Origin of the sequence: Streptomyces sp. NPDC058741 (assembly GCF_042746715.1) — a bacterium.
Lineage (GTDB): Bacteria > Actinomycetota > Actinomycetes > Streptomycetales > Streptomycetaceae > Streptomyces.
This window is the reverse complement of record NZ_JBHYQH010000017.1, coordinates 68,856-93,647: the sequence shown is the minus strand read 5'-3', so window position 1 is coordinate 93,647 and position 24,792 is coordinate 68,856. Positions and strand designations below refer to the sequence as shown.

Sequence of the window (24,792 nt, the reverse complement as noted above, 5' to 3'; positions counted from 1 at the left end):
GTGGGTTGTCCGTCCGTGGTCGTCCGTGGGGACGGGGTGGTGTCACGACTCCGCGGGATCGCGGAACCGCGTCAGGTGGGCCGCCTCGCGGGCGGCGGGAGGAACGGCAGGTGGGCCCCGGTGGCCGGGTCGAGGGCCGCGCCGAGCGCCAGCAGGCACCCTGCCGTTCCGGTGGCGAGGTCCATGGACAGCCGCATCATCTGGTGGCCGGGGAAGGCCAGCCGGCCCTCGTAGGCCATCGCGTACCAGCCGAGTCCGGTGATCTGTGCGGCCAGCCGGTCCGCGGTCGCGCCCGGCGCGGTGGTGCGGCCGAGGTGCAGGACCATTCCGGCGCGGCCCTGGAAGAGCCCGGGCTGCGCGTAGAAGCGCGAGGTCGCGGCGGCCAGGACGCCGGACCGGGCCGGTTCGAACTCCCCGGCGAGGCCGGGCGCGTGGGCCACGAGGTCGTCGAGGACCATGCCCAGTCCGGCGCTGCCGTCGCCGAGGTAGGGCAGCGTCCGCCAGCCCTCGTCGACCTCCAGCTCCCCGCTGTCGCGTGTCACGCAGGACTCCAGGTCCCGGCGCAGGGCCGAGGCCGCCGCCTCCCGCCAGGGGGCGCGGCCCGTCCACTCGTACTGCCGCAGCAGGAACAGCGCCGGTCCGGTCGCGCCGCGCAGCAGTCCGGCGCGCCGCCGGGGCGTGTCCGGGAGCGGTTCACCGAGCCGTTCGACCAGGATCCGCCCGGCCTCCGCTGCCCGCTCGCGCAGCTCCGCCTCGCCCGTGGTGCGGGCCAGGTGCCCGAGGACGAGGCCCAGTCCGGCCAGTCCGCCGTGCAGGTCGGAGGAGAGGTTCTGCCAGCGCTCCGCGAGGATCCTCTCGACCAGGTCGAGCGCCCGCTGCCGGTGCCCGAGCCGGTCCAGGACCAGGGCGACGCCCGCGAGCCCGTCGTAGAGGCCGAGCGGTGTGCCGACCGGGGGCGGTGCGGTCCGCTCCAGCAGCCAGCGCTCACCCTTGTCGTAGCGTTCGGCGCCGATCGCGTCCAGCGCGTACAGCACCCCGGCGGCGCCGTGGGCCAGGCCCAGCCCCCCGCCGTCCGAGAACTGGGCGACGTCGCCCGGGAAGAGCCGGTCGTCGCGCTCGGGCGTCGCCGAGGCGAGGATCGCCTCCACCATCGAGTCGCGGCTGCGCGGCCAGTCGCCCGGGTCCACCGGGGCCGTGGCGACGGCCGGCGCACGGCCCGGCACCTCCCGCGTGATCTCCGCGACCGCCTCGTCGAGGAACTCCCGCGGCACGTCCGGGAACTGCTCCCCGATCACCTCGGCCAGATGCGCCGCCTTGCCGCGGTCCACCACGAAGAGCGTGGTCACCGGCAGGAACAGCGCCAGCCGCAGACACGCCAGGGCGTAGCGGTCGACGTCGGCGCCCCGGCGGTCCGGCGGCGCGAAGAAGCCGGGGTGGGCGACGACCTGGCGGCCGTTCTCCTCCGCCGGGGCCGCGGCCTCGAAGTCCAGCAGGAAGACCGACTCCCCGTCCGGCGCGACCATGATGTTGAAGACGTGCAGGTCGTTGAAGACGATGCCCCGCGCGTGCACCGCCGCCACGGCCTCCTCCACCCTGCGGTGGATGCGCAGCGCCCAGGCCGTGTAGGAGGCGACGGCCGCCGGATCGGGGTCCTGCGCGAGCAGCGGGTGCCGCTCGGCGAAGAACGAGTTGAGCGGACGGCCCGGGAGGAAGTCCATCACCAGGAAGCGGTGGCCGCCGAGTTCGAACCAGTCGCGCACCTCGGGCACCACGCCCGTGCCCGCCACCCGCTCCAGGGCCGACTTCTCCCGTTCCAGCCGGGCGACGGCGTCCGCCCCGTCGGCGGCCAGTCCCGCGTGCGGACGGCCCTCCTTCAGCACGACCTTGCGCCCGTCCCGGGTGTCGGTGCCCGCGTACACCCCGCCGCCGTTGGAGAAGTGCAGCGCCTTCTCGATGCGGTACGGCAGCTCACCGACCGTCGTGGTGTTCCGTGCGTCCAGGTGCGGCTGGAGGAACGCCGGCAGCGTCACCCAATCGGGCACCTGGAAGGACGGCGACCGCCGGTCCGGCACCAGCCGCCCCTCGCCGTCGCGCACCGCGGGCACCAGCGAGCCCCGCCCGTCGACGACGAAGGACCGCGCGAAGGCGCCGTAGCGCACGTACAGCGGACCCTCGCCCCAGCGCAGATCGGTGAGGACGTACGGCCCCTCGAAGCCCTCCAGCAGCGCGCCCAGCTCGCGCAGCACCTGGTGCAGTTGCTCCTCGCCGGCCGGGTAGACGGTGACGAACTTGCCGCTGCCGTCGCGCGGCGCGTACTTGGTGTTGCGCAGGTGCAGCAGGTGCGGCCCCGGCACGAACTTGAAGGGGATGCGCCGTTCGACGCAGTAGTCCCACACGATCCCCGCGACCTTCTCCGCGTTCGCGCGGGTCGCCGAGGCGTGGATCTTCCAGCCCTGGGCGAGGCCGCGCACCGGCTCGCCGTCCGGGCCGAGCGGCGTCATCGTCAGCCAGTCGCCGATCCGGGCCGACGCCCAGCCCTCGGGCACCGGCCGGCCGGCCGTCTCGTAGAGGTGCGGGGCCGTCCCCGGCCCGCCGCCCGCCAGCCGGTCCGGCGTCTCGTAGAAGTGCCGGTCGGCGAGCGCGTACACCTCGTACCGCTTGTCCATGCGTCCCCCTCCGTGACGGGAACCGAGCCTTCCAGCCGTGCCGGGGCCCGGGACAGTCACGGCTGTCACGGGAACACCGTGCGGAACGCACGCGTCAAGTCCTGTTCGGTTTCCTTCGAGCGCCGGCGTCGATGCCGTTGCGCTGAACGCCATGGGGGCTGCGCAGCTCTCCCATAAGCGCTGTAATGGCCGACGTGGTCAGTCCGGGCGCCCGAGAACGCGAGACGCGGACGCCGCGTGCCGAAGCCGCCCTCAAAGCGCTCGCGGCCGAACAGGGGTCGCCCGAACGGGTGCGCCGCGTCCTCGAACAGGCACTCGTCTTCGCCGACGCGGCCTTCGCCGCCGTCTACGCCCCGAGCGAGGACGGCGAGCTGCTGTGCCTGATCGAGTCGGCCGGCGTGCCCAGGACCCTGTACGGGGTGCGCGACGGCTATCCGCTCTCGGGGCCCTCCCCGGTCGCCGAGGCCCACCGCGACGGCCGGCCGGTCGCGCTGAGCCCGGCCGAGTTCGCCGAGGACGCCCAGTCCCGCCGCGTGCCGTCCCCGGCCTTCCATCTGGTCGCCCTGCCCGTGCGCGGCGACGGCGGCGGCTGCCTGCTCGCCGTGAGCGAGCGACCCGGCGGGTTCGGCGCCGACGACCGGGCCTGCCTGGACCTCGTGGCCGAGGCCGTCGCCTTCACCGCCCCCGCCGAGCCCGCCGAGGGCGGTGAGCTGTCACCGGGCGCCTTCAGCCTCGCCATGGACAGCGGCCGCGTCCGCGCCGCCGACGACCTGCTGGAGCTGTTCGGCCTCGACCAGGCCGCGTTCGACGGCCGGGTCGAGACGCTGCTCAGCCTGACCGTCCCGGAGGACCTGCCCTCACTGATGTCCGTGGTGGAGGCCGACCACATGTCCATCGGCGAGCGGGAGCTGGAGTTCCGGGTGCTCCGGCCCGACCGGCCGCCGAGATGGCTCCGGCTCAGCGGGCGGCTGCTGCCGGGCGGCGACGGCCGGTCCGCGCGGCTCGTGGGCACCGTCGTCGACGCCTCCACCCTGCGCTCCGACGTCACCGACGTCGCCCGCGTCCAGCGCCTGGCCGCGGCCCTGGCCACGGCCGTCACCGTGCGAGACGTCGGCAAGGCGGTGGTCGCCGCCCTGCGCCGGCCGCTGCGGGCCGACCGGATCGCGCTCGCCGAGCTGGAGGGTGACCGGCTCGTCGTCACCGTCCTGGACCCGCCCGAACCCGACGCGTGGCCCGAGTTGTGGCGGTCGGAGTGGCGCGGCGAGTGGCCCGACGCGCCCGTGCGCGCCATGCCGACCCTCGCCGCCGCGCTCCGCGAGGGCCGTACGCGCATCTGGTCCGAGGGCAGCGCCCTGGAACCCGCCCTCGCCGACGTCGGCCCGGGCGGCCTCGCCGTCCTGCCGCTGCCCGCCGGGAACCGCATGGCCGGGGCCTGTCTGATCGGCTGGGACACCCCGCGCGACTTCGGCTCCGACGAACGCGCCCTGCTCACCGCCTGCGCCGGTCTCGTCGGACAGGCCCTGGTGCGGGCCCGGGCCTTCGACGCGGAACACGAACTCGTCGGCATGCTCCAGCGCCAGCTGCTGCCGCGCCGCCTGCCCCGGCTGCCCGGCGCGGTGGCCGTCGCCCGCTACCTGCCCAGTACGGCCGGGCTCGAACTCGGCGGCGACTGGTACGACGTCATCCCGCTGCCCGACCACCACGTGGCGCTCGTCATCGGCGACGTCCACGGCCACAGCGCCGGTGCCGCCACCCTCATGGGCCAGATGCGCACCGCCCTGCGCGCCTACGCCGTCGAGGGGCACCCGCCGGACGTGGTGGTCGCGCACGCCAACCGGCTGCTGGTCGACATGGAGAGCGACCTGATCGCCACCTGCGCTTACGTCGACGTCGACCTGGAGGAGGGGTACGCCTGGTGCGTGCGGGCCGGGCATCCGCCGCCCGTGCTGCGCTACCCGGACGGGCGGACGGAGATCGCGGAGGCCGAGGGCGGCCCGCCCCTCGGGGTCCTCACCCAGGCCGCGTTCCCCATGAGTCCGCTGCGGCTGCCGCCCGGCACCGTCCTCGCCCTGGCCACGGACGGCCTCGTCGAGACGCCCGACGCCGACATCGACGTGGGGCTGGCGCGCCTGGCGGGCGAACTGGCCGGCGCCGACCCCGGCGACCTCGGCCTCGTCGCCGACGCCCTGCTGGGCAACGCGCCGCGCAGCGACGACGTCGCCCTGCTGCTCATGCGCTACGACGGCATGGAGCTGCGGCCGCTGCGGGAGAGCTGGACGGTGTGGCGGGTCCCGCAGGCCGTGGGGCACGCCCGCCGCTTCGCCCGGCGCATCCTGCGCTCCTGGGGCGTCACCGACGAGTACGACGCCGCCCTCGTCGTCGTCTCCGAACTCGTCACCAACGCCCTCGTGCACACCGACGGCCGGGTCCGCATGGACCTCACCCTGATCAACCACCGTCTGCGCATCGCCGTCGCCGACGCCTCCCCCCGTACCCCGGTCCGCCCCACCGGCATCAGCTGGGAGGCCACCGGCGGCCGGGGCGTCCTCCTGGTCGAGGCCCTGTCGGCGACCTGGGGGACCCTGCCCGTCAGCGGGGGCAAGCAGGTGTGGGCGGAGCTGGTGCTGGGGCGCTGAGCACCCCGGGGCTCAGCCGATCCGCTTCAGCATCTCCTCCGCGAGCGGCGCCGAGGAGGCCGGGTTCTGGCCGGTGACCAGGTTGCGGTCGGTGACCACGTTCGGGGCCCACGGCTCACCGGCCCGCACCGTCACGCCGGCCTCGGTGAGACGGTCCTGGAGCAGCCACTTCGCGCGCTCGGCGAGGCCCCCCTGGACCTCCTCGTCGTTGGTGAAGGCCGCGACCTCGTAGCCGGCGAAGACGTTGCGGCCGTCCGGCCCGACGGCGGACAGCAGCGCGGCCGGCCCGTGGCAGACGACGCCGAGCGGACGGCCCGACTCCAGGGCCCGGGCGAGCAGCCGGCCGGAGTCGGCGTTCACGGCGAGGTCCTCCATCGGGCCGTGGCCGCCGGGGTAGAGGACGGCGGCGTAGTCGTCGAGCCGGACGTCCTCCAGGCGGACGGGGTTCCGCAGTTCGGTGAACGACTCCAGCGCCTTGGCGATCCGGTCCGCGTTCTCCTGACCCCCGTTCGCCTCGGGGGCCAGCGAGGCCCGGTCGACGGTGGGCACCACACCGCCGGGCGTGGCCACGACGACCGCGTGGCCTGCGGCGCGGAAGGCCTCGTACGGGGCGACGGCCTCCTCGGCCCAGAAGCCGGTGGGGTGCTCGGTGCCGTCGGCCAGGGTCCAGGTGTCGGCGCCGGTGACGACGAAGAGGATCTTCGACATGGTGGTGCATCTCCGTGGGGTAGGTGCCGCGGTCGGACAGTGCGGCGATGACTCGGACAAGAACGACCATAGGACCCTTGACTGCGGTTCTTCCAATGGCAGGTCCTATGGCAGTCATAGAATTCTTCATGGCGGCGCCCGGTAGGGTCGGTGCACGTGAGGCCCATCGACCCGCTCGGCGCGCCCGGCACACCGGCGCCGCCCGATCTCAACCTCCTGCGCACGTTCCTGGCGGTCTACCGCTCCGGCTCCTTCACGGCGGCGGCGAAGCTGCTGGGACTGTCCCAGCCGACCGTCACCATCCAGATCCGCGCGCTGGAGCGGCAGACCTGTAGGGAGCTGTTCGAACGACTGCCCCGCGGTGTCGCTCCCACACCGGTGGCCGACGAACTCGCGGCCCGGGTCGCGGCCCCCCTCGACGCGCTGGCCGAGGCCACCGGACACGGCCCGCCGGAGGAGTCGCGGGCCGAGCCGGTCCACCTGGCCGGACCCGCGGAACTGCTGTCCACCCGGGCCCTGCCCGCCCTGGCCCCCCTCGTCGTCGAGGGCGTACGGCTGCGGGTCGCCACGGGCCTGACCGATCCGCTGCTCGAGGAACTGCGCGCCGGCCGCCACGACCTGGTGATCGCCACCACCCGGCCGCGCGGCCGCACCCTGTCCGCGGTGCCGCTGGCGGACGAGGAGTTCGTCCTGGTCGCCGCCCCCGCCTGGGCCGGCCGGCTCGCCGGGCGCCCGGCCGCCGAGGGGCCCGCCGCGCTGCACGGCGTCCCGCTCATCACGTACGCCGAGGACCTGCCCATCGTGCGCCGCTACTGGCGGCACGTCTTCGGCCGGCGCCTGACCTGCCGCCCCGCCGTCTCCGCGCCGGACCTGAGGGCCGTCCTGGCCCTGGTCACCGCCGGTGCGGGCTTCAGCGTGCTGCCGCGCTACCTGTGCGCCCGGGAACTGGAGTCCGGCGCCCTGGTACTCCTCGACGCCCCCGAGGACACCCCGATCAACACCGGCTACCTCGTGCAGCGACCCGGCACCTCGGACAACCCGCACGTCGCCCTCGTCCGCGACCGCCTGCTGGAGGCCGCACGTACCTGGTGACCGCACGGCTGCACCGGGTGCCCGGGGCCGCGTGGGCCAGGGCCGCCCCGTGGGCATCGTCCGACAGGGCGGCCCGGCCCGGAGCGCGACCCGGAGCCGGCGCCGGGCCGCATCAGCGCCGCGCTTCCCTCCGCGTGGCGGCACCCCGCCGGAACGGTCCGCGTGCGAGCCGTGCGCGGGACCGTCGTCCCTCGGCCGAAGAGGCGGTCGGGGCAGGGGAGTTCAGCGGTGTGGGACGAGCGCTCCGTGCGCAGGTTTGTTCGGTTTGTCTCGGGGGACTCGAACAACCAGCGGATGCGGAAGGAAGATGATGAGCAGTGACGTCCATGGACACACCTGAGAAGCCCGTCGTACGCCGCCCCGAGACCGGCTGGTCGACGGCACGCCGCCTGCGGGGCGAGGCCCCGCTGCGGACCTGCCTCCCCGCCGTCGAGGACCGGCCCACCCCCGGAACCGCTCGCTCCGGCTCCGAGTCGAACATCGTCCGGGGTGAGGACTGACCGCTCGGCCCCGCACGGCCCGGTGACGCTTCGGGCAACTGAACACATCGGCCGCCCGAAGAAGTGATGTTCACGTCCGCCGGACGGCGGCTAAGGTGAGCCGGATGAAGGCTCTCGTGCTGTCCGGCGGCGCAGGAACACGACTGAGGCCGATCACCCACACCTCGGCCAAGCAACTCGTCCCCGTGGCCAACAAGGCCGTGCTCTTCTACGGGCTGGAGTCCGTCGCCGAGGCCGGCATCACCGACGTGGGCATCATCGTCGGGGACACCGCAGCGGAGATCGAGGAAGCGGTGGGGGACGGGTCCGGGTTCGGCCTGAAGGTCACCTACATCCCCCAGGAGCGGCCCCTGGGCCTGGCCCACGCGGTGCTGATCGCCCGGGACTTCCTGGGCGACGACGACTTCGTGATGTACCTCGGTGACAACTTCATCGTCGGCGGCATCACCGGCCTCGTCGAGGCGTTCCGCCGCAACCGGCCCGACGCCCAGATCCTGCTCACCCGCGTGGCCGACCCGCGCGCCTTCGGCGTCGCCGAACTCGGCCCGTCCGGCCAGGTGATCGGCCTGGAGGAGAAGCCCGAGCACCCCAAGAGCGATCTCGCGCTCGTCGGCGTCTACCTGTTCACGCCCCTGATCCACGAAGCGGTCCGCGCCATCGAACCCTCCTGGCGCGGCGAACTCGAGATCACCCACGCCATCCAGCACCTGATAGACACCCGCGCCGGCGTGCGCTCCACGATCATCGAGGGCTACTGGAAGGACACCGGCAACGTCGGCGACATGCTCGAGGTGAACCGCATGGTCCTCGAAGGCATGGAGCGCCGCATCGACGGCGACGTGGACGACGCCTCGGAGACCGTCGGACGGGTCGTCGTGGAGGAGGGCGCCCGGATCGTCGGCTCCCGTGTCGTCGGACCCGCCGTCATCGGCTCGGGAACCGTCGTCCGCGACTCCTACGTCGGCCCGTTCACCTCCATCGCCGAGAACTGCCGCATCACCGACAGCGAACTCCAGTTCTCCATCGTGCTCCGGGACTCCTCGATCCAGGGCGTCGGCCGGATCGAGTCCTCGCTCATCGGCCGGCACGTCGAGGTGACGCCGGCTCCGAGCGTCCCCAGCGCCCACCGCCTCGTCCTCGGAGACCACAGCAAGGTGCAGATCACTTCATGAAGCTCCTCGTCACCGGTGCCGCCGGGTTCATCGGATCCCGCTACGTCCGTGCGCTGCTCGCCTCGGACCCGCCCGGCGCGCCGCGCATCACCGTGCTGGACGGACTCACCTACGCCGGCACCCTCGACAACCTCGAACTGACCCACCCCCGGCTGGAGTTCGTCCAGGGCGACATCTGCGACGCCGAGCTCGTCGACCAACTCGTCGCCGACGCCGACCAGATCGTGCACTTCGCCGCCGAGTCCCACGTCGACCGCTCCATCGCCGGCGCCGCCGACTTCGTGCGCACCAACGTCCTGGGCACCCAGACCCTGCTGGACGCCGCCCTGCGCCACGGCACCGGCCCCTTCGTGCACGTCTCCACCGACGAGGTCTACGGCTCCATCGAGTCGGGCTCCTGGCCGGAGACCCACCCGCTCCAGCCGAACTCCCCGTACTCGGCGTCCAAGGCCTCCTCCGACCTGCTCGCCCTGGCCTACCACCGCACCCACGGCCTGGACGTGCGCGTCACGCGCTGCTCCAACAACTACGGCCCGCACCAGTTCCCCGAGAAGGTCGTCCCGCTGTTCGTCACCAACCTCCTCGACGGGCACAAGGTGCCGCTGTACGGCGAGGGCCGCAACGTCCGCGACTGGCTGCACGTCGACGACCACTGCCAGGGCGTCGACCTCGTACGCACCGAGGGCCGGCCCGGCGAGGTCTACAACATCGGCGGCGGCACCGAACTCACCAACAAGGAGCTCACGGGACTGCTGCTCCAGGCCTGCGGCGCGGACTGGGACCGGGTGGAGTACGTCGAGGACCGCAAAGGCCACGACCTGCGCTACTCCGTCGACTGGTCCAAGGCCCGCGACGAACTCGGCTACCGGCCCCGCCACGACATCACCGCCGGCCTCGCCGAGACGGTCGCCTGGTACCGCGACCACCGCGCCTGGTGGGAACCCCTGAAGCGGCGCGTCGCCCGGGAACGCGCATGAGGTGGCTGGTCACCGGCGCGGGCGGCATGCTCGGCCATGACCTGGTCGACGAACTCACCCGGCGCGGCGAGACCGTGGCGGGCCTCGACCGCGCCGCCCTGGACATCACCCGCCCCGACGCCGTCGACACGGCGGTACGGAAGCACACCCCCGACCTCGTGGTGAACTGCGCCGCCTACACGGCCGTGGACGACGCCGAGACCGACGAGGCCCGCGTCCTGGAGATCAACGGCCACGGGCCGCGCCTGCTGGCCCGCGCCTGCGCCGCCCACGGCGCCCGCCTCGTCCACGTCTCGACGGACTACGTCTTCTCGGGGGAGGTCCGCACCACGCCCTACCCCGAGGACCATCCCACCGGCCCGCGCACCGCCTACGGCCGCACCAAACGGGCCGGGGAGCAGGCCGTACTGGAGGAACTGCCCGGAGCGAGCGCGATCGTGCGCACGGCGTGGCTCTACGGTGAGCACGGCGCCAGCTTCGTGCGCACCATGATCGGTCTCGAAACCCGCCGCGACACCCTCGACGTCGTCGACGACCAGCGCGGGCAGCCCACCTGGAGCGCGGACGTCGCCGAGCGGATCGCCGACCTCGGACCGCGGATCGGCCCCGGCGCGCACGGCGTCTTCCACGCCACGAACGCCGGTGAGGCCAGCTGGTACGAGCTGGCCCGCGAGGTGTTCTCCCTCATCGGCGCCGACCCGGACCGGGTGCGCCCCACCAGCAGCGCGGCCTTCCCGCGGCCCGCGCCCCGCCCGGCGTACAGCGCCCTCGCCCACGGCCGCTGGCGGGACGTCGGCCTGCCGCTGCCGCGCGACTGGCGCTCCGCCCTGCACGAAGCACTGCCCCGCATCCGCAGGGAAGGTCTTCTTCGTGAAACGCCATGAGTTCCTCCGGGAACTGCACAAGGTCAGCGCCAATCGCAACTACCTGGAGATCGGCGTCAACGACGGCCGCAGCCTGCGCCTGTCGCGCGTCCCCAGCATCGCGATCGACCCCGCCTTCAAGGTGGTCTCGGAGCTGAAGTGCGACGTCCACCTGGTGAAGGCCACCAGCGACGACTTCTTCGCCCGCGCCAACCCCCTGCAGCACCTCAAGGGAGGCCGCCACCCGCTGCGCAACCTGCGCCGCGGCCGCAGCCCCCTCGGCTACTGGCGCCGCGCGACGCTCGACCTCTCCTTCATCGACGGCATGCACCTCTTCGAGTTCGCCCTGCGCGACTTCATGAACGTCGAGAAGCACTCCGACTGGTCCAGCGTCATCGTCTTCGACGACATGCTGCCGCGCAGCGTCGACGAGGCCGCCCGGGACCGGCACACCAACGCCTGGACCGGCGACGTGTACAAGATCACCGAGATGCTGGCGCGCTACCGCCCGGACCTGGTCGCCGTCCAGGTCGACACCGCGCCCACCGGCCAGCTCGTCGTCTTCGGCGCCGACCCGGGCAACCGGGTCCTGCACGACAAGTACGACGAGATCATGGCCGAGTACAAGGTGCCCGACCCGCAGAAGGTCCCCGAGGCGATCCTCGAACGGGCCGGTGCGGTCCGCCCCGAGGCGCTGCTCGAAGCCGGCTTCTGGCGCCCCCTCGTCCAGGCCCGCAACCGCGGCCTGCCCCGCTCCATCGGCTGGGAGCCCCTGCGCCGGTCCCTGGAGCAGGTCGGCGTCAGCCGCTGAACGACGACGCCGGCCCCCCCGTCGGCCGGCCGGCGTCCTCGTACCGGCCCGGCTTCCGAGGCCGGTCAGCCGGTCCGCAGCCGCTCGTAATGGGCCAGGCAGTCCTCGTACGACGGCAGCAGCCCCTGCCGTTCCGCCTCGGCGAGGGTCGGGGCCTGCTCGTCCTTGGGGGAGAGCACCGGCGCGATGGCCCCGGGCCACTCGATGCCCAGCGCCGGGTCGAGCGGGTGGACGCCGTGCTCGCGGTCGGGGGCGTAGCCCTCCGAACACAGGTACACCACCGTGGCGTCGTCGGTCAGTGCCATGAAGGCGTGACCGAGGCCCTCCGCTATGAACACCGCGTGCCGTGCCTCGTCGTCGAGCCGTACCGTCTCCGACCTCCCGTAGGTGGGGGAGCCCGCCCGGATGTCCACCACCACGTCCAGGACGGCACCGCGGACACAGGTGATGTACTTGGCCTGGCTGGGCGGCACGTCGGCGAAGTGGACGCCGCGCAGCACGCCCCGGCGGGACACCGAGCAGTTGGCCTGGGCCATGGACAGGTCACGGCCCGTGGCCGTGCGGAACTCCTCGCTCCGGAACCACTCGTGGAAACTGCCCCGGTCGTCCGGGAAGACCTTGGGCTCCAGAATCCAGGAGCCCTCTATCGCCAGTGGTCGCATGCCCTCACCCCCCTCCGGTCCTGACGCGGGTTGCCACCGTCCGGCGCGCCGCGCCGAGCACGCGCCGGGCTTCTCGTGCCAGCCGCAGCGTCACACCCGGCCGCGGCACCGGCACCACGAGCACACTGCCGCCCGCATGACGCAGGGCGAACGGCAGGCCCGTGAAGCGCGGCCGTTCCCCGCGCGGGGTCGGGCACAGCGCCACCCGCCAGACGCCGCCGTCGAGCTCCCCGGTGGGCAGGTCCGCCTCCAGCACCGCGCCCGTGCCCCGGGAGGCGGGCGAGAGCGTGGCGGCCGCGTCGAAGGTCCGGTGTCGGGGTACGGCACCCAGGCGCCGGGGGGTGGTGAGTTCCCGGTAGGCCGCTTCCTCGGCGTCGCGCAGGAAGTCGACCTGCCGCCAGTCGAAGTACCGGCTGGCGGAGACGCACCGCAGCAGCACCTCCGTGCCGCCGGGCACGTGCACCGGAAGCGGGACCCGCAGACGGTCCCCGAGGACGGCGGCGTCCGTCGGCCGTACCGCTCCCAGTCCCAGACGCCTGCCCCGCACGCCGCGCTCCAGGGAGAGGTTGCCGTGCGGGGTCGTCCAGTAGGGCAGGACCGCGCGGTCCCGGACGATCCCCACGCCCGGCGCGGGGCGGTCCTCACGCGGGACCGGGCCCAGCCGGCACTCCTTGGTCCAGCCGCCCACCTTCACCCGGACGACCGCGTCCCAGACGCCGTCGGCCGGCAGGTCGGCCGGGTCGACCTCGGCGGCCGCCCGCAGTACCAGCCTGACCTGCCCGTCCCCGGCCGGCACCGTCTCGCGGGTGAGCGCGACCGGCTGGAAGTACTGCGCGGCGGTGGAGCGCTCCCGCAGCAGCAGATCCGCCGCGGCCTGCGGGAAGAGGGCTGCCGTCTCCGAGGCGACCCACGCCGCCGCCTCGGCGACGTCCTTCGGGACGTCGCGCAGCGGTGCGGCCTCCGCCTCGGCGGGGAACCGCAACGGCTCGCCGCCGGTCAGGTACCCGGCCGTGAAGGAGACACCGAGCCGGTCCCCGCGCCACTCGATGTCCCCGGGGGTCGCCCGGGGGGTGATGCCCGCCTCCCACTCGGCGAAGGACACCACGTCGTCGTACCGGTCGGCCGCCGTCAGCGCGGCGACGACCTGCTGCGTCGGCTGCAGTCCGGCCGCCACACCGGGGCCGAACCGCTCGACGACGACCGCGTGGATCTCGGCGAACAGCTCCCGGCGGTGGTCGTCCGGCAGGGCGAGGAAGCGCCGGGCGCGCAGCCGCTCGACCATCTCCACGCGCAGCCAGCGCCGGAAGAGCCGGTCGCGCACCGGGCCGGGCTCGGTGTACCGCTCGACGACGTCGAGGGCCTCGCGGAGGTTCTTGAAGTAGCCGACGGGGTCGAAGCGTTCGAAACCGGCGTTGGAGCCGTCGTCCCGGCGGATGTGGTAGTAGCACACGTAGTCACTGAGCACGGAGACGTTCCCCGCGCGCAGATACGCCTCCGCGAGGAAGACGTGGTCCTCCAGGCGCCGCCTGCCCTCGGGGAAGCGCAGGCCGATGCGGTCCAGGAAGGCCCGGCGGACCATCTTGTGCGGGGTGAGGCTGTCGATGAGCGGGGCGTTCGCGACGGTGGCGCGCGGGTGGTTGCGGCGGAACAGCTCCACCGGCACCCCGCGGCCCTTGCCGGCCATCTTGCCCACGACGACGTCGGCGCCGTTGGCCACGCCGTAGTCGTACATCCGCTCCAGGGCCTCGTCGCCCAGGTAGTCGTCGTTGTCGACGAACATCACGAACTCGCCCCGGGAGACCTCGATGCCGACGTTGCGGGGCCTGCCCGACCAGCCGGAGTTCTCCTGGTGGACGACCCGCATCCGGGGGTCCTCGGCGGCGAGCCGGTCGAGCCGGGCCGGGGTCCCGTCGGTCGAACCGTCGTCGACGAAGATCACTTCGTACTCGTCGGGAGGCAGCGACTGCCGTTGCAGCGAGGAGACGCAGTCCTCGATGTAGGTCCCCGGGTTGTAGACGGGTACAATGACGCTCACCTTGACCGGCATCGGGTTTCCGGGCCCCTTCGGGTGGCTTGCCGTAGACGTTCTGTCGTCCTGCGTGCCGCCCGATGTTAACCCGGTCGGCGCGCGCGCCCCACCTTTCGAGACCGGGCCGTGATCATCTCCGCGTACGGCGCAACTGGACTGGTCTGCCTGCCTGTTCGCGGTCAGGCCCGGGGCCGGGCGGCCGGTGCGCGTGCGTCGTCGAGCACGCGGGGCGAGCGCGCCGCGGGCCCGCCCGTGCACCTGCCCGGGACCGCGGCCGGGGTCGAGGAGAGGCCGAGCCGCAGCCTCTAGGGTGAGAAGGTGCGTCTGCTCCTGATGTCCGACACCCATCTGCCGAAGCGCGCCAGGGAGCTGCCCGCGCAGCTGCTGGCCGAACTCCCGCGCGCCGACGTCGTGTTCCACGCCGGCGACTGGGTCGACACCGCCACGCTCGACCTGCTGCGGGCCCGCAGCCGCCGGCTCGTCGCCGTGTACGGCAACAACGACGGGCCCGACCTGCGCGCCCGGCTGCCGGAGGTGGCGTACGCCGAGCTGGGCGGACTGCGGTTCGGCGTGATCCACGAGACCGGCGCGAAGCAGGGCCGGGAGCAGCGGTGCGCCGCCCGCTTCCCCGGCCTCGACGTGCTGGTCTTCGGGCACAGCCACATCCCCTGGGACACCACGGCCCCCACGGGCCTGCGCCTGCTCAACCCGGGCTCCCCGACGGACCGCCGACGCCAGCCCCGCTGCACGTACATGACCGCCGAGGTCGCCGACGGCCGGCTCACCGACGTCGCACTGCACCGGCTGCCGTCGCGCCCACCGCGCTGAACGGGCGCGCCGGGCGATCCCGAGGCCTGCGCCCGCCTCGACCCGGCGGCGCGCCGCCTCGACGCGTCCCCGTTCCTGCGCTTCGTGACGGCCGACGGCGCGAGAGGGTGACGCCGTCGAGTGGCCGGCGCCGCCGGGAGGCCGAGGCCGGTGGACCGAGCGCGTCCCGTCCGCCGTGGCGCGGGCGCCCGGTCACGCGGACCCGGGCGGTCGTAGGGGCCGAGCGAGCACCGATGAGCCCGGCGCGGCGCCGCAGCCGACTCGGTACCGCGGCGGTTCAGCGAGGGCGGGGCGGATGCACCGCCCCTGGGTGGCGGAGAGCGGCGCACCGGTGCCGCCCCGGCGCAGTGGCACGATCCCGGCCGCCACCGACACCGCCGCCTCCTCGGGCGTAGGCGCCCCGAGGTCGAGGCCGACCGGTGAGCGCAGCCGGGACGGCTCGTGCGCGCCGGGGCCGGCCTCCGCGAGGCGCGCGCCCCGGGCGGCGTGGCTGCGGCGGCTGCCCATCGCGCCGACGTACGCGGCCGGGCGGCGCGGCGCCTCCGAGCCGGCGGACCGGTCGGCGGGGAAGGTCACCCAGCGGACGGACCGGTCCAGCCGGGCTGGACGTGGCCGAGACGGACGGGGACGGTGTTCGCGGTGGAGGCCGACACCGCGACCCGTGTGCCGTCGGGGGAGACGGCCATGTGGTCAGCTCGAACGCCAGGAGATCGTTCTGCGTCTGCGTCTGCGTCTGCGTCTGCGTCTGCGTCTGCGTCTGCGGCGCGGTCGTGGACCGTCTTCGTCTCCGCCCCCAAGGCACTGCTGACCCCCATCCGACAAACCAAGCCGATGCATTGCCGCTGGGCAGCCCGCTAGCACTGCAAGCCGCCGCAGGCCCCCGATCGCGCGGTCCGGTCGGCCATGTCCCGCCACGCGGACGGAGCACGGTTGCCCGGACAGTGGGCCTCTACTCCTCCGGCAGCGTCATGAGCGGTCGTTCCACGAGGTTTGTGCAGGTCGAGTGACAGGAGCGGTCGCGAGTAACCACAGCCACACTATTGGGGCTCGCGGAAATCTTCTTGTCACATGACAAGTTGCGCGGACGTGGTGATCAGGGATCGAGCGGCGACACCAGTGAGGGAGGGGGACTGCGGCGGCGGCCGTCCGCCGCCGGAGAGCAGCGCGCGCGCAGCGCCGAGCACGGCCCGGTCCGCCCCTGACCGAGCCGCGCCCGGCCGCTCCTACTCGTCCCAGGCCTGGACCATGGTCTGCTCGGCGATCTTGCCGTCGCGCAGCGTGAGCATCGACTCGGACAGGACGCGCACCCCGTCCGCGTACCGGCAGCTCTCGCTGTAGGCGGCCTGGTCGCCCTGGACGACGCAGTTCTCCAGCTTGTGCGACATGTCGCGGCTGTAGACGTCCTCCAGCATCCGGCCGATCTCCGCCCGGCCGTGCAGGACCTTGGGGTGGCTGGGCTGGGTCATGCGGTCCACGACGCGCAGCTCCGCGTCGTCCGTGTAGAGGGAGAGAAGGATCTCCGGGGTCTGCCCTTCCACTCCCTGGCGCAGGGTCTCCCGGTCGAAGCCGGGCTCTGCCGCGGTTCCCATGACGACCTCCTCGAAAGGGCCTCTCCTGTCGAGACTCCTCCGCCCCGGCGGCGTCGGCAAGCGCTGGGCCTGACGGGTGAGGGCACCCGTCCGCCCGTGTCCGCCGGGGTCCGCCCGCGTTGCGACAAGCATGATCTCAACACGACGTATCGTCACCGCCGTTGGTCTCGCCGCGGGTGTCACCGGCCTGGCCGCCCCGATGGCGCAGGCGGCCGACGCGGAGGCCAGGAGCCCGCTCAGCCCCATCGCCGCGCTCGACTCGCTGACCGTGAGCGACATCCCCGCCCCGCACAAGGACGAGATCCCGCGGCCCTCCTCCCAGCTGGCCGGGCTCAACCGCCTCAACGACCTCAAGCAGCTGAACCAGGTCGCCGGACTGGTCTCCCCGGTCTTCGGCTTCGTTCCCCACGTGCGCTGACGGCCGCGCGCGGTGAGGGCCGTCCCGGCCGGGGCGGCCCTCACGCAGGGCCGGGACGCTCAGTCCGCCGCAGCCAGGAACTGCGTCGCGGCCAGTTCGGCGTAGAGCGGGTCGGCGGTCACCAGCTCGCGGTGGGTGCCGACGGCCCGGACCCGGCCCGCGTCCATCACCACGATCCGGTCGGCCATCGTCACCGTGGACAGCCGGTGCGCCACCACGAGCACCGTGGTGGTACGGGCCACGTCGGCGACCGTGTCGCGCAGCGCGGCCTCGTTCACGGCGTCCAGCTGCGACGTCGCCTCGTCGAGCAGCAGCAGCCTCGGGCGCCGCAGCAGCGCCCGGGCGATGGCGACGCGCTGCCGCTCACCGCCGGACAGCTTGGTGCCCCGGTGCCCGACGAGCGTGTCGAGACCGTTCGGCAGCCGGTCCACCAGCCCGTCGAGCCGGGTCGTCTTCAGCACCCGCGCGAGGGCGTCCTCGTCCGCCTCCGGGTTGCCCAGCAGCAGGTTGTCCCGCAGCGAACCCGACAGGACCGGCGCGTCCTGCTCCACGTAGCCGATGGCGGCCCGCAGGCCGGGCAGGTCCCAGTCGGCCAGGTCCCGCCCGTCGAGCGTGATGACCCCGGAGCACGGATCGTAGAACCGCTCGATCAGGGAGAAGACGGTGGTCTTGCCCGCGCCGGAGGGGCCCACGAACGCCGTCATGCCCTGCGGGGGCACGGTGAAGGTCACGCCGTGGTGGACGTACGGCAGGTCGTCGGCGTAGCGGAAGCGGACGTCCTCGAAGGCCAGCTCCGCGGGCCGGGCGCCGGTGGAGGGCAGCGGCGCGGGGGCGGCGGCCGGTTCGGCGGGCAGCCGCAGCGCCTCCTGGATGCGGGTGAGGGCTGCGGCGCCCGTCTGGTACTGCGTGATGGCTCCGACCACCTGCTGGATCGGCGACATCAGGTAGAACACGTACAGCAGGAACGCCACCAGCGTGCCCACGTCCACCGCGCCGGTCGCGACCCGGGCGCCGCCCACCGCGAGCACCGTGATGAACGCGATCTGCATGGCCAGCCCCGCCGTGTTGCCGGCGGCGGCCGACCACCTGGCGGCCCGCACGCTCTGCCGCCACGACTCCCGCGCCGCCTCGTGCAGCGTGATCTCCTCCCGGTGCTCGGCACCGGACGCCTTCACCGTGCGCAGCGCGCCGAGGATCCGCTCCAGCGAGGCGCCCATGACGCCCACCGCGTCCTGCGCCCGCCGGCTCGCCTGGTTGATGCGCGGCACGATCACACCGAGGACCACGCCCGCGCCCAGGATCACCGCCAGCGTGACGCCCAGCAGCACGGCGTCCACCAGGCCCATCATCACCACCGTCGCCACCAGCGTGAGCCCGCCCGTGCCGAGGCCGACCAGCGAGTCGGTGGTGACCGCGCGCAGCAGGGTCGTGTCGGCGGTGATGCGGGCCATCAGGTCACCGGGTTCGCTGCGGTCCACGGCGGGGATCCGCAACCGCAGCAGATACGACGTCAGCGACCGTCGCGCACCCAGCACGACCGACTCGGCGGTGCGCTGCAGCACGTACGAACCCAGCGCGCCCACCGCCGCGTTGGTCACGACCAGGGCGGACATCGCCAGCAGCGCACCGGTGATCGCCCGGTCGTGCGACAGATCGTCGATGAGGCCCCGCGCCACCAGCGGCAGCAGCAGTCCGGTCGCCCCGGTGACCAGCGCCAGCACGGCGCCGGCGGCCAGGGTCCAGCGGTGCGGCCGTACGTACGCGAGGAGCAGCCGCCAGGGGGGTGTGGCGGTCTCGGTCTGTGCGATGCTCACGTCGCTCCTTCGGGCGTCGGGCGGACGGTCCAGGCTACGTCGGCGCTGACCCGCCCGGCCTGCCGTTTTTCCGCCACGGCGGGGGAGGATGGCGACCCTTTACCGGTCGGTCACACGTAGGGTCGGTCAGGACGGGTCCCCCGGCCGACGAAGGAGTCAGCACCATGGCGCAGGAAGTACGCGGCGTGATCGCACCAGGCAAGGACGAGCCGGTGCGGATCGAGACCATCGTCGTGCCCGACCCAGGACCGGGCGAGGCCGTCGTGCGCGTCCAGGCCTGCGGAGTGTGCCACACCGACCTGCACTACAAGCAGGGCGCCATCAACGACGACTTCCCGTTCCTGCTCGGCCACGAGGCGGCCGGTGTGGTCGAGGCGGTCGGCGACGGCGACACCGACGTCGGGCCCGGCGACTTCGTGATCCTCAACTGGCGCGCGGTGTGCGGCACGTGCCGGGCCTGTCTGCGCGGACGCCCCTGGTACTGCTTCGACACCCACAACGCTCGGCAGAAGATGACCCTGAAGGACGGCACCGAACTGTCCACGGCCCTGGGCATCGGAGCGTTCGCCGACAAGACGCTGGTCGCGGCCGGGCAGTGCACCAAGGTCGACCCGGCGGTCGCCCCGCAGGTGGCCGGGCTGCTGGGCTGCGGTGTGATGGCCGGCATCGGCGCCGCGATCAACACAGGCAACGTGGGCCGCGGCGACTCGGTCGCCGTCATCGGCTGCGGCGGCGTCGGCGACGCGGCCGTCGCCGGGTCCCGCCTGGCCGGGGCGGCGACGATCATCGCCGTCGACATCGACGACCGCAAGCTCGAGACGGCCCGCTCCATGGGCGCCACCCACACCGTCAACTCGCGCACGTCCGACCCCGTCGAGGCGATCCGCGAACTGACCGGCGGGTTCGGCGCCGACGTCGTCATCGAGGCCGTCGGCCGCCCGGAGACCTACCAGCAGGCCTTCTACGCCCGCGACCTCGCCGGCACGGTCGTCCTCGTCGGCGTCCCGACCCCCGAGATGAAGCTCGAACTGCCCCTGCTCGACGTGTTCGGCCGCGGCGGGGCGCTGAAGTCCAGCTGGTACGGCGACTGCCTGCCCTCCCGCGACTTCCCGATGCTCATCGACCTGCACCTGCAAGGCCGCCTGGACCTGGGCGCGTTCGTCACCGAGACCATCCGGCTGGACGAGGTGGAGCAGGCGTTCGAGCGGATGCACCAGGGCGACGTCCTGCGCTCGGTGGTGGTGCTGTGATGACGACGCGTATCGAACACCTCGTCACCTCCGGGCAGTTCCGCCTCGACGGCGGCACCTGGGACGTCGACAACAACGTCTGGATCGTCGGCGACGACCACGAGGCGGTCGTCATCGACGCCGCCCACGACGCCGACGCCATCGCCGAGGCCGTCGGCGACCGTCGGCTGACCGCGATCGTGTGCACCCACGCCCACAACGACCACATCGACGCCGCCCCCGCGCTCGCCGACCGCACCGGCGCCACCATCTGGCTCCACCACGACGACCTGCCGCTGTGGAAGCAGACCCACCCGGACCGCGAGCCCGACGCCTGGCTGGCCGACGGCCAGGTCATCGAGGCCGGCGGCGCCGACCTGCGGGTCATCCACACCCCCGGGCACGCGCCGGGCGCGGTCTGCCTGTACGACCCGGGCCTGGGCACCGTCTTCACCGGCGACACGCTCTTCCAGGGCGGCCCCGGCGCCACCGGCCGCTCCTTCTCGCACTTCCCGACGATCATCGACTCGATCCGCGACCGGCTGCTCACCCTGCCGCCCGGGACCGAGGTCCGCACCGGCCACGGCGACTCCACGACCATCGGCGCGGAAGCCCCGCACCTCGCTGAATGGATCGCCCGGGGACACTGATCCGTGTCGCCCGTGAAAGGCGACAGAGGATGTCCGGCTTTCCCGCCACCCTGAGAGCGGCACACAGTCGAGGGCACGGGAGGCCGGACATGTCAGCTCCACTGGAGGGCAGGGTCGCGCTGGTCGCGGGAGCGACCCGGGGCGCGGGGCGGGGGATCGCCGTCGAGCTCGGCGCGGCCGGCGCCACCGTCTACGTCACCGGCCGCACCACCCGCGCACGCCGCTCCGAGTACGACCGGCCCGAGACCGTCGAGGACACCGCCGACCTTGTCACCGAGGCGGGCGGCCGGGGCATCGCCGTCCCCACCGACCACCTCGACCCGGCCCAGGTGCGGGCCCTGGTGGACCGCATCGCGGACGAACGGGGCCGCCTCGACGTGCTCGTCAACGACATCTGGGGCGGCGAGAAGCTCTTCGAGTGGGACACCCCGGTGTGGGAGCACGACCTCGACAACGGCCTGCGCCTGGTCCGCCTCGGGGTGGAGACGCACGCCGTCACCAGCCACCACGCCCTGCCGCTGTTGCTGCGCCGTCCCGGCGGCCTGGTCGTCGAGGTCACCGACGGCACCGCCGACTACAACGCCGGCACCTACCGCGTGAACTTCTTCTACGACCTCGCCAAGGCCTCCGTGCTGCGCATGGCCTTCGCCCTGGGCCACGAACTCGGCCCGCGCGGCGCCACCGCCGTCGCCCTCACCCCCGGCTGGATGCGCTCGGAGATCATGCTGGAGGGCTTCGGGGTGCGCGAGGACAACTGGCGCGACGCCCTGGAACGGGTCCCGCACTTCGCGATCTCGGAGACCCCGCGCTACGTGGGCCGTGCCGTCGCCGCACTGGCCGGCGACCCGGACGTGGCGCGTTTCAACGGCCGGTCCCTCTCCAGCGGCGGCCTCGCCCGGGAGTACGGCTTCACCGACCTCGACGGCAGCCGCCCGGACGCCTGGCGCTACCTGGTCGAGGTCCAGGACGCGGGCAAGCCGGCCGACACGACCGGGTACCGCTGACCGGCACGGCCGGCGCCCGGGTGGGAAATGTCACCGAATCGTCCCAATGCCGAGTCTCCGCACAACCCAACCCCCGGTCCGCTCGTCTAGGTGGCAGGGATCGCAACCATGTGACCACTTCCGCGAAAAGGCAGGACCCACCATGGGGGACGTACGCAGACGGGGCGCCGTCGCACTCGGGATCACCGGACTGGTGGCACCGCTCACGCTCGCGCTCGGTGCCGCGCCGGCGCAGGCCGCGGGCTGCACCACGCAGACCGGCCCGTACCAGAAGAAGGTGGAGAAGTTCCTCGGCCGGCCGGTCGACGGCAAGCAGTCCGCCGCCGACTGCAAGGCCATCAGCGCCTTCCAGACCAAGCACGGCATCTCCCCGAACATCGGCTACGCCGGTCCCGTCACCTGGGGGGTGATGGACCTGATGCAGAGGCAGAAGGCCGTCGGCACCAACCCCAACAAGGACGGCAAGTGCCCGGTGAACAAGGGCCGTATCGCCTGCGTGAACCTCACGCTCCAGCTGAGCTGGATCCAGGACGGCAAGAAGCTCGTCTACGGGCCCGTCCCGGTCCGCACCGGCCGGAACGGCTACGAGACCCGCACCGGCCTGAAGAAGGTCTACTGGCGCAACATCGACCACGTGTCGTCCATCTACCACGTGCCGATGCCGTACGCCCAGTTCTTCGACGGCGGCCAGGCCTTCCACTCGGTCGGCGTCAGCATGTGGAACCCGCCGGGCTCCCACGGCTGCGTCAACATGACCAGGACGGACGCCAGGAAGTACTGGTCGCTGCTGAAGAAGGGCGACGACGTCTTCGTGTACGGCCGCAAGCCGGGCACCTGATCCCGCCGGAGCCCCGGTGCCGGACCGGCCCGGGGCTCCTCACCGGTCTTCGGCGCCTGTGAACAGGGTCACGTTTACCGGCAGTTGGACGTGATCAGCGACACTGTCCGTGATGTCCGCTCAACTCACTATTGCTAACATCGTCTTCACTCAAGGCGACGTATGCTTCACAGCATGTCCACCAGTGTTGAAACCTCTTCCGAGCGATCGGCTGACGAGGTCAACGAGGAGATCCGGGCGCTGTGGCGCCGATCGGGCGGGACACTGAGCGTCGAACAGCGCGAGGAGTACCAGCGCCTCGTCATGGAGTGGGCCACCGCTGCCCCGCAGTCGGCGCCGGCGGCCTGAGCGCTCTCTTCCCGGCCCTGACGCATCGCCCCCTCGTCGAAGGGCATCCCTGATCCAACGGGTGCCCTTCTCGCGCTTTCCTCGGCCGTCGTCCACGGCATCGTGGATTCCACCGGCTGCCTGCTGCCCCCGTCGCGCTGTCGGTGCTGTGCGGGGCGGTCGTCCTCGGCCTCGTCCTGCTGACGAGCCGGTCGGTGGCCGTCAGGTGCTGGGACTGCTCGGGGCGGGGCGGGGCGGGGCGGCGCGACGCTGCTGCTCACCCTCGGCTGAGCCGAGGTCCCGACTGCCCGCCGCCCCGGGCTCATCCCCAGGTGGCCGAGTAGTACTGCCGGTACGCCTTGCGGTCCTGCTCCGCCCGGATCCAGCGGGTCGCCACCAGCGCGATGAGGCTGCCCGCGACGACCAGCAGGCCCGGGCCGACGTTGCGCGGGTCGGCGAGGCGGTTCACCAGCGACGAGACATCCTCTCCCGTCACCGGCACCGGGGAACCGGGCGAGGCCGCTGCCGCGCCCTGTGACGGCGCGGGCGCGGCGCCGGTGCCACCGGTCTGCTTGGACACGATCAGCTTGACCTTCAGCTCGGTCAGCGCCTTCGTCACCGGCTGGAAGAACGTCGTCCCGCCCGCCGTGCAGTCCCCGCTGCCGCCCGACGTCACGCCGAGCGCGATGCCGTCGGCGAACATCGGGCCGCCGCTGTCGCCCGGTTCGGCGCACACGTCGGTCTCGATGAGGCCGGTGACCGTGCCCTCGGGGTAGTTGACCGTCGCGTTGAGCGCGGTCACCTCGCCCTGGCGCAGACCGCTGGTGCTGCCGCTGCGGAAGATCTTCTGCCCGACCTCCGGATCGGCCACGCCCGTGATCCGCACGCCCCTGCTACTCCCGATCGACACCACGTCGGCGCCCTTGCCCGCACGGCCGCCGTCGTACTTCACCAGGGAGTAGTCGTCACCGGGGAAGCTCCCCCGGAGCGAGGTGCCGACCTGCTCCCGGCCCCGGTCGTCGGCGAACCAGACGGAGCCGTCGGGTCCGCAGTGCCCGGCCGTGAGGATGAAGTCGCTCTCGCCGTCGGTCACGTTGAAGCCCGCCGAACAGCGCCCGGCGGTCGACAGGATCGGCTGCGCGCCGTTGAGCCGCGTCGTGAACGTGCCCTCGGTGCGCTCCATGCGCACGAAGCCGCCGACGCTCTCGGCTACCTCGGTCAGCCGCGCCCAGTCGGAGGCGGAGACGGTCTCGTCACCCCGGACCACCACCGCGTTGTTCTCGTAGTCCAGCGCCCAGGACGTCCCGGAGACTCTGGGCACCGAACGCAGCGTCGCCGTCGCGGACTTGAGATCGCTCATGCTGTGGCGGACCATCTTGGCCCGGGCGCCGGCGCGTTCGACCTCCGCGGCCGCCTTCTCGTCGGTGACCGCGACGACCGGCCGCCCGGCCGAGTCGATCCAGCTGCCCGCCGTGCGCGCGGAGCCCAGCCGCGACACCAGGTCCGTCCCCTCGCCCTCCGCCGGCGGCGCGGTGAACGGCACGCCGGTGGAGGGGTCCGGGGGCTCGCTCGCCACGGCGGTGGTGACCATCGCTCCTCCGAGGAGGAGTCCGCCGACGGCCGCCAGTCGTGCTACTCGCCGGACGACCCGTCGTCGTGCGTGCCTCATGCATGGCTCCCGAACCCGAACATCACGCTTCGAACACCGCGGGGCCCTCGTCGATTCGAGTGCCCTGCTACCCATACGGGACGCAGCGGCGCGGTGTTCACCCCAGGAGTGATCTCTTCGGCCGTCAGCCGGCGACCCGGTCGGCGGCCGGGCCCGGCTGCGCGTGAGCGGATCGACCGGAGCCGGATCCGGCGGAGGAAGCGGACGGCACGGAAGACCCCTCGTGATGCCGGGAACGAGGCCTGCCACCGGGCGCACGAGGGTGCGCCGGCGGTTCAGGCCGGAGAAGGCTCGCTGTGCCGCATCGTCA

General features: G+C 73.2%; 21 protein-coding genes and 1 pseudogene. 14 read left to right on the top strand and 8 right to left on the bottom strand.

The genetic code is table 11. The features are described from left to right. Positions 1-71: 71 nt before the first annotated feature. A complete protein-coding gene (gene lanKC / locus ACFW6P_RS16475) occupies positions 72-2,666 on the bottom strand; it encodes a class III lanthionine synthetase LanKC (protein WP_386355364.1) in 2,595 nt (864 codons plus the stop codon). Positions 2,667-2,851: 185 nt separating this feature from the next. Here lanKC and ACFW6P_RS16470 point away from each other — a divergent pair, with 185 nt between their 5' ends. Beyond that, positions 2,852-5,302, top strand: a complete 2,451-nt coding sequence (locus ACFW6P_RS16470) for a SpoIIE family protein phosphatase (protein WP_386423993.1) — start codon at positions 2,852-2,854, stop codon at positions 5,300-5,302. Between the two features lie 12 nt (positions 5,303-5,314). Here the strand turns inward: ACFW6P_RS16470 and ACFW6P_RS16465 are convergent, their stop codons facing one another. Further along, complete coding sequence (locus tag ACFW6P_RS16465) at positions 5,315-6,010, bottom strand: type 1 glutamine amidotransferase domain-containing protein (RefSeq protein ID WP_386355361.1); 696 nt, start codon at positions 6,008-6,010, stop codon at positions 5,315-5,317. 156 nt (positions 6,011-6,166) lie between these two features. Here ACFW6P_RS16465 and ACFW6P_RS16460 point away from each other — a divergent pair, with 156 nt between their 5' ends. The 6 genes from ACFW6P_RS16460 to ACFW6P_RS16435 all read left to right on the top strand — a co-directional run bounded on the left by ACFW6P_RS16460 (position 6,167) and on the right by ACFW6P_RS16435 (position 11,425). After that, positions 6,167-7,102 (top strand): LysR family transcriptional regulator, encoded by a 936-nt coding sequence (locus ACFW6P_RS16460; protein ID WP_386355359.1) that lies wholly within the window; start codon positions 6,167-6,169, stop codon positions 7,100-7,102. 326 nt (positions 7,103-7,428) lie between these two features. Beyond that, complete coding sequence (locus ACFW6P_RS16455) at positions 7,429-7,602, top strand: hypothetical protein (protein WP_386355356.1); 174 nt, start codon at positions 7,429-7,431, stop codon at positions 7,600-7,602. Between the two features lie 104 nt (positions 7,603-7,706). Next, positions 7,707-8,774 carry a glucose-1-phosphate thymidylyltransferase gene (locus ACFW6P_RS16450; protein WP_386355353.1) on the top strand — a complete coding sequence of 356 codons (1,068 nt, stop codon included), beginning with the start codon at positions 7,707-7,709 and terminating at the stop codon, positions 8,772-8,774. Further along, entirely contained in the window at positions 8,771-9,751 is a 981-nt protein-coding gene (gene rfbB, locus ACFW6P_RS16445) for a dTDP-glucose 4,6-dehydratase (protein ID WP_386355350.1), read from the top strand. The genes ACFW6P_RS16450 and rfbB overlap by 4 nt, the downstream gene beginning before the upstream one ends. Continuing rightward, positions 9,748-10,635, top strand: a complete 888-nt coding sequence (gene rfbD, locus ACFW6P_RS16440) for a dTDP-4-dehydrorhamnose reductase (RefSeq protein ID WP_386355347.1) — start codon at positions 9,748-9,750, stop codon at positions 10,633-10,635. The genes rfbB and rfbD overlap by 4 nt, the downstream gene beginning before the upstream one ends. Further along, positions 10,622-11,425, top strand: a complete 804-nt coding sequence (locus tag ACFW6P_RS16435) for a class I SAM-dependent methyltransferase (protein ID WP_386423991.1) — start codon at positions 10,622-10,624, stop codon at positions 11,423-11,425. The genes rfbD and ACFW6P_RS16435 overlap by 14 nt, the downstream gene beginning before the upstream one ends. A gap of 65 nt (positions 11,426-11,490) precedes the next feature. On the opposite strand, the gene rfbC is transcribed toward ACFW6P_RS16435, so the two are convergent. Further along, positions 11,491-12,087 (bottom strand): dTDP-4-dehydrorhamnose 3,5-epimerase, encoded by a 597-nt coding sequence (rfbC, locus tag ACFW6P_RS16430; protein WP_386355341.1) that lies wholly within the window; start codon positions 12,085-12,087, stop codon positions 11,491-11,493. Positions 12,088-12,091: 4 nt separating this feature from the next. Next, positions 12,092-14,134 carry a glycosyltransferase family 2 protein gene (locus ACFW6P_RS16425; protein ID WP_386355339.1) on the bottom strand — a complete coding sequence of 681 codons (2,043 nt, stop codon included), beginning with the start codon at positions 14,132-14,134 and terminating at the stop codon, positions 12,092-12,094. Between the two features lie 300 nt (positions 14,135-14,434). Between ACFW6P_RS16425 and ACFW6P_RS16420 the strand changes: the two genes are divergently transcribed. Then, positions 14,435-14,944 carry a metallophosphoesterase family protein gene (locus ACFW6P_RS16420; RefSeq protein WP_386355336.1) on the top strand — a complete coding sequence of 170 codons (510 nt, stop codon included), beginning with the start codon at positions 14,435-14,437 and terminating at the stop codon, positions 14,942-14,944. Between the two features lie 192 nt (positions 14,945-15,136). On the opposite strand, the pseudogene ACFW6P_RS16415 reads toward ACFW6P_RS16420, so the two are convergent. Next, a pseudogene (locus ACFW6P_RS16415) lies at positions 15,137-15,487 on the bottom strand (XdhC family protein); the annotation flags it as partial. A 680-nt stretch (positions 15,488-16,167) separates the two neighbouring features. Beyond that, a complete protein-coding gene (locus ACFW6P_RS16410; RefSeq protein ID WP_386355334.1) occupies positions 16,168-16,533 on the bottom strand; it encodes a nuclear transport factor 2 family protein in 366 nt (121 codons plus the stop codon). Between the two features lie 130 nt (positions 16,534-16,663). On the opposite strand from ACFW6P_RS16410, the gene ACFW6P_RS16405 reads away from it, so the two are divergent. After that, positions 16,664-16,951, top strand: a complete 288-nt coding sequence (locus ACFW6P_RS16405; RefSeq protein ID WP_386355331.1) for a hypothetical protein — start codon at positions 16,664-16,666, stop codon at positions 16,949-16,951. A gap of 59 nt (positions 16,952-17,010) precedes the next feature. Here the strand turns inward: ACFW6P_RS16405 and ACFW6P_RS16400 are convergent, their stop codons facing one another. Then, positions 17,011-18,765: an ABC transporter ATP-binding protein gene (locus ACFW6P_RS16400; protein ID WP_386355328.1), complete on the bottom strand. Its 1,755-nt coding sequence runs from the start codon at positions 18,763-18,765 to the stop codon at positions 17,011-17,013. Between the two features lie 164 nt (positions 18,766-18,929). Between ACFW6P_RS16400 and ACFW6P_RS16395 the strand changes: the two genes are divergently transcribed. The 5 genes from ACFW6P_RS16395 to ACFW6P_RS16375 all read left to right on the top strand — a co-directional run bounded on the left by ACFW6P_RS16395 (position 18,930) and on the right by ACFW6P_RS16375 (position 22,834). Then, positions 18,930-20,015: an S-(hydroxymethyl)mycothiol dehydrogenase gene (locus tag ACFW6P_RS16395; protein ID WP_386423989.1), complete on the top strand. Its 1,086-nt coding sequence runs from the start codon at positions 18,930-18,932 to the stop codon at positions 20,013-20,015. Further along, positions 20,015-20,644 carry an MBL fold metallo-hydrolase gene (locus ACFW6P_RS16390; protein ID WP_386355323.1) on the top strand — a complete coding sequence of 210 codons (630 nt, stop codon included), beginning with the start codon at positions 20,015-20,017 and terminating at the stop codon, positions 20,642-20,644. Before ACFW6P_RS16395 ends, ACFW6P_RS16390 begins: the two co-directional genes overlap by 1 nt. An 89-nt stretch (positions 20,645-20,733) precedes the next feature. Next, positions 20,734-21,648, top strand: coding sequence for an SDR family oxidoreductase (locus ACFW6P_RS16385; RefSeq protein WP_386355320.1), 915 nt, complete (start codon positions 20,734-20,736; stop codon positions 21,646-21,648). A gap of 142 nt (positions 21,649-21,790) precedes the next feature. Further along, entirely contained in the window at positions 21,791-22,486 is a 696-nt protein-coding gene (locus ACFW6P_RS16380; RefSeq protein WP_386355317.1) for a L,D-transpeptidase family protein, read from the top strand. Between the two features lie 162 nt (positions 22,487-22,648). Then, a complete protein-coding gene (locus tag ACFW6P_RS16375) occupies positions 22,649-22,834 on the top strand; it encodes a hypothetical protein (RefSeq protein WP_386355314.1) in 186 nt (61 codons plus the stop codon). 301 nt (positions 22,835-23,135) lie between these two features. On the opposite strand, the gene ACFW6P_RS16370 is transcribed toward ACFW6P_RS16375, so the two are convergent. Beyond that, entirely contained in the window at positions 23,136-24,482 is a 1,347-nt protein-coding gene (locus ACFW6P_RS16370) for a S1 family peptidase (RefSeq protein WP_386423987.1), read from the bottom strand. Positions 24,483-24,792: the final 310 nt, after the last annotated feature.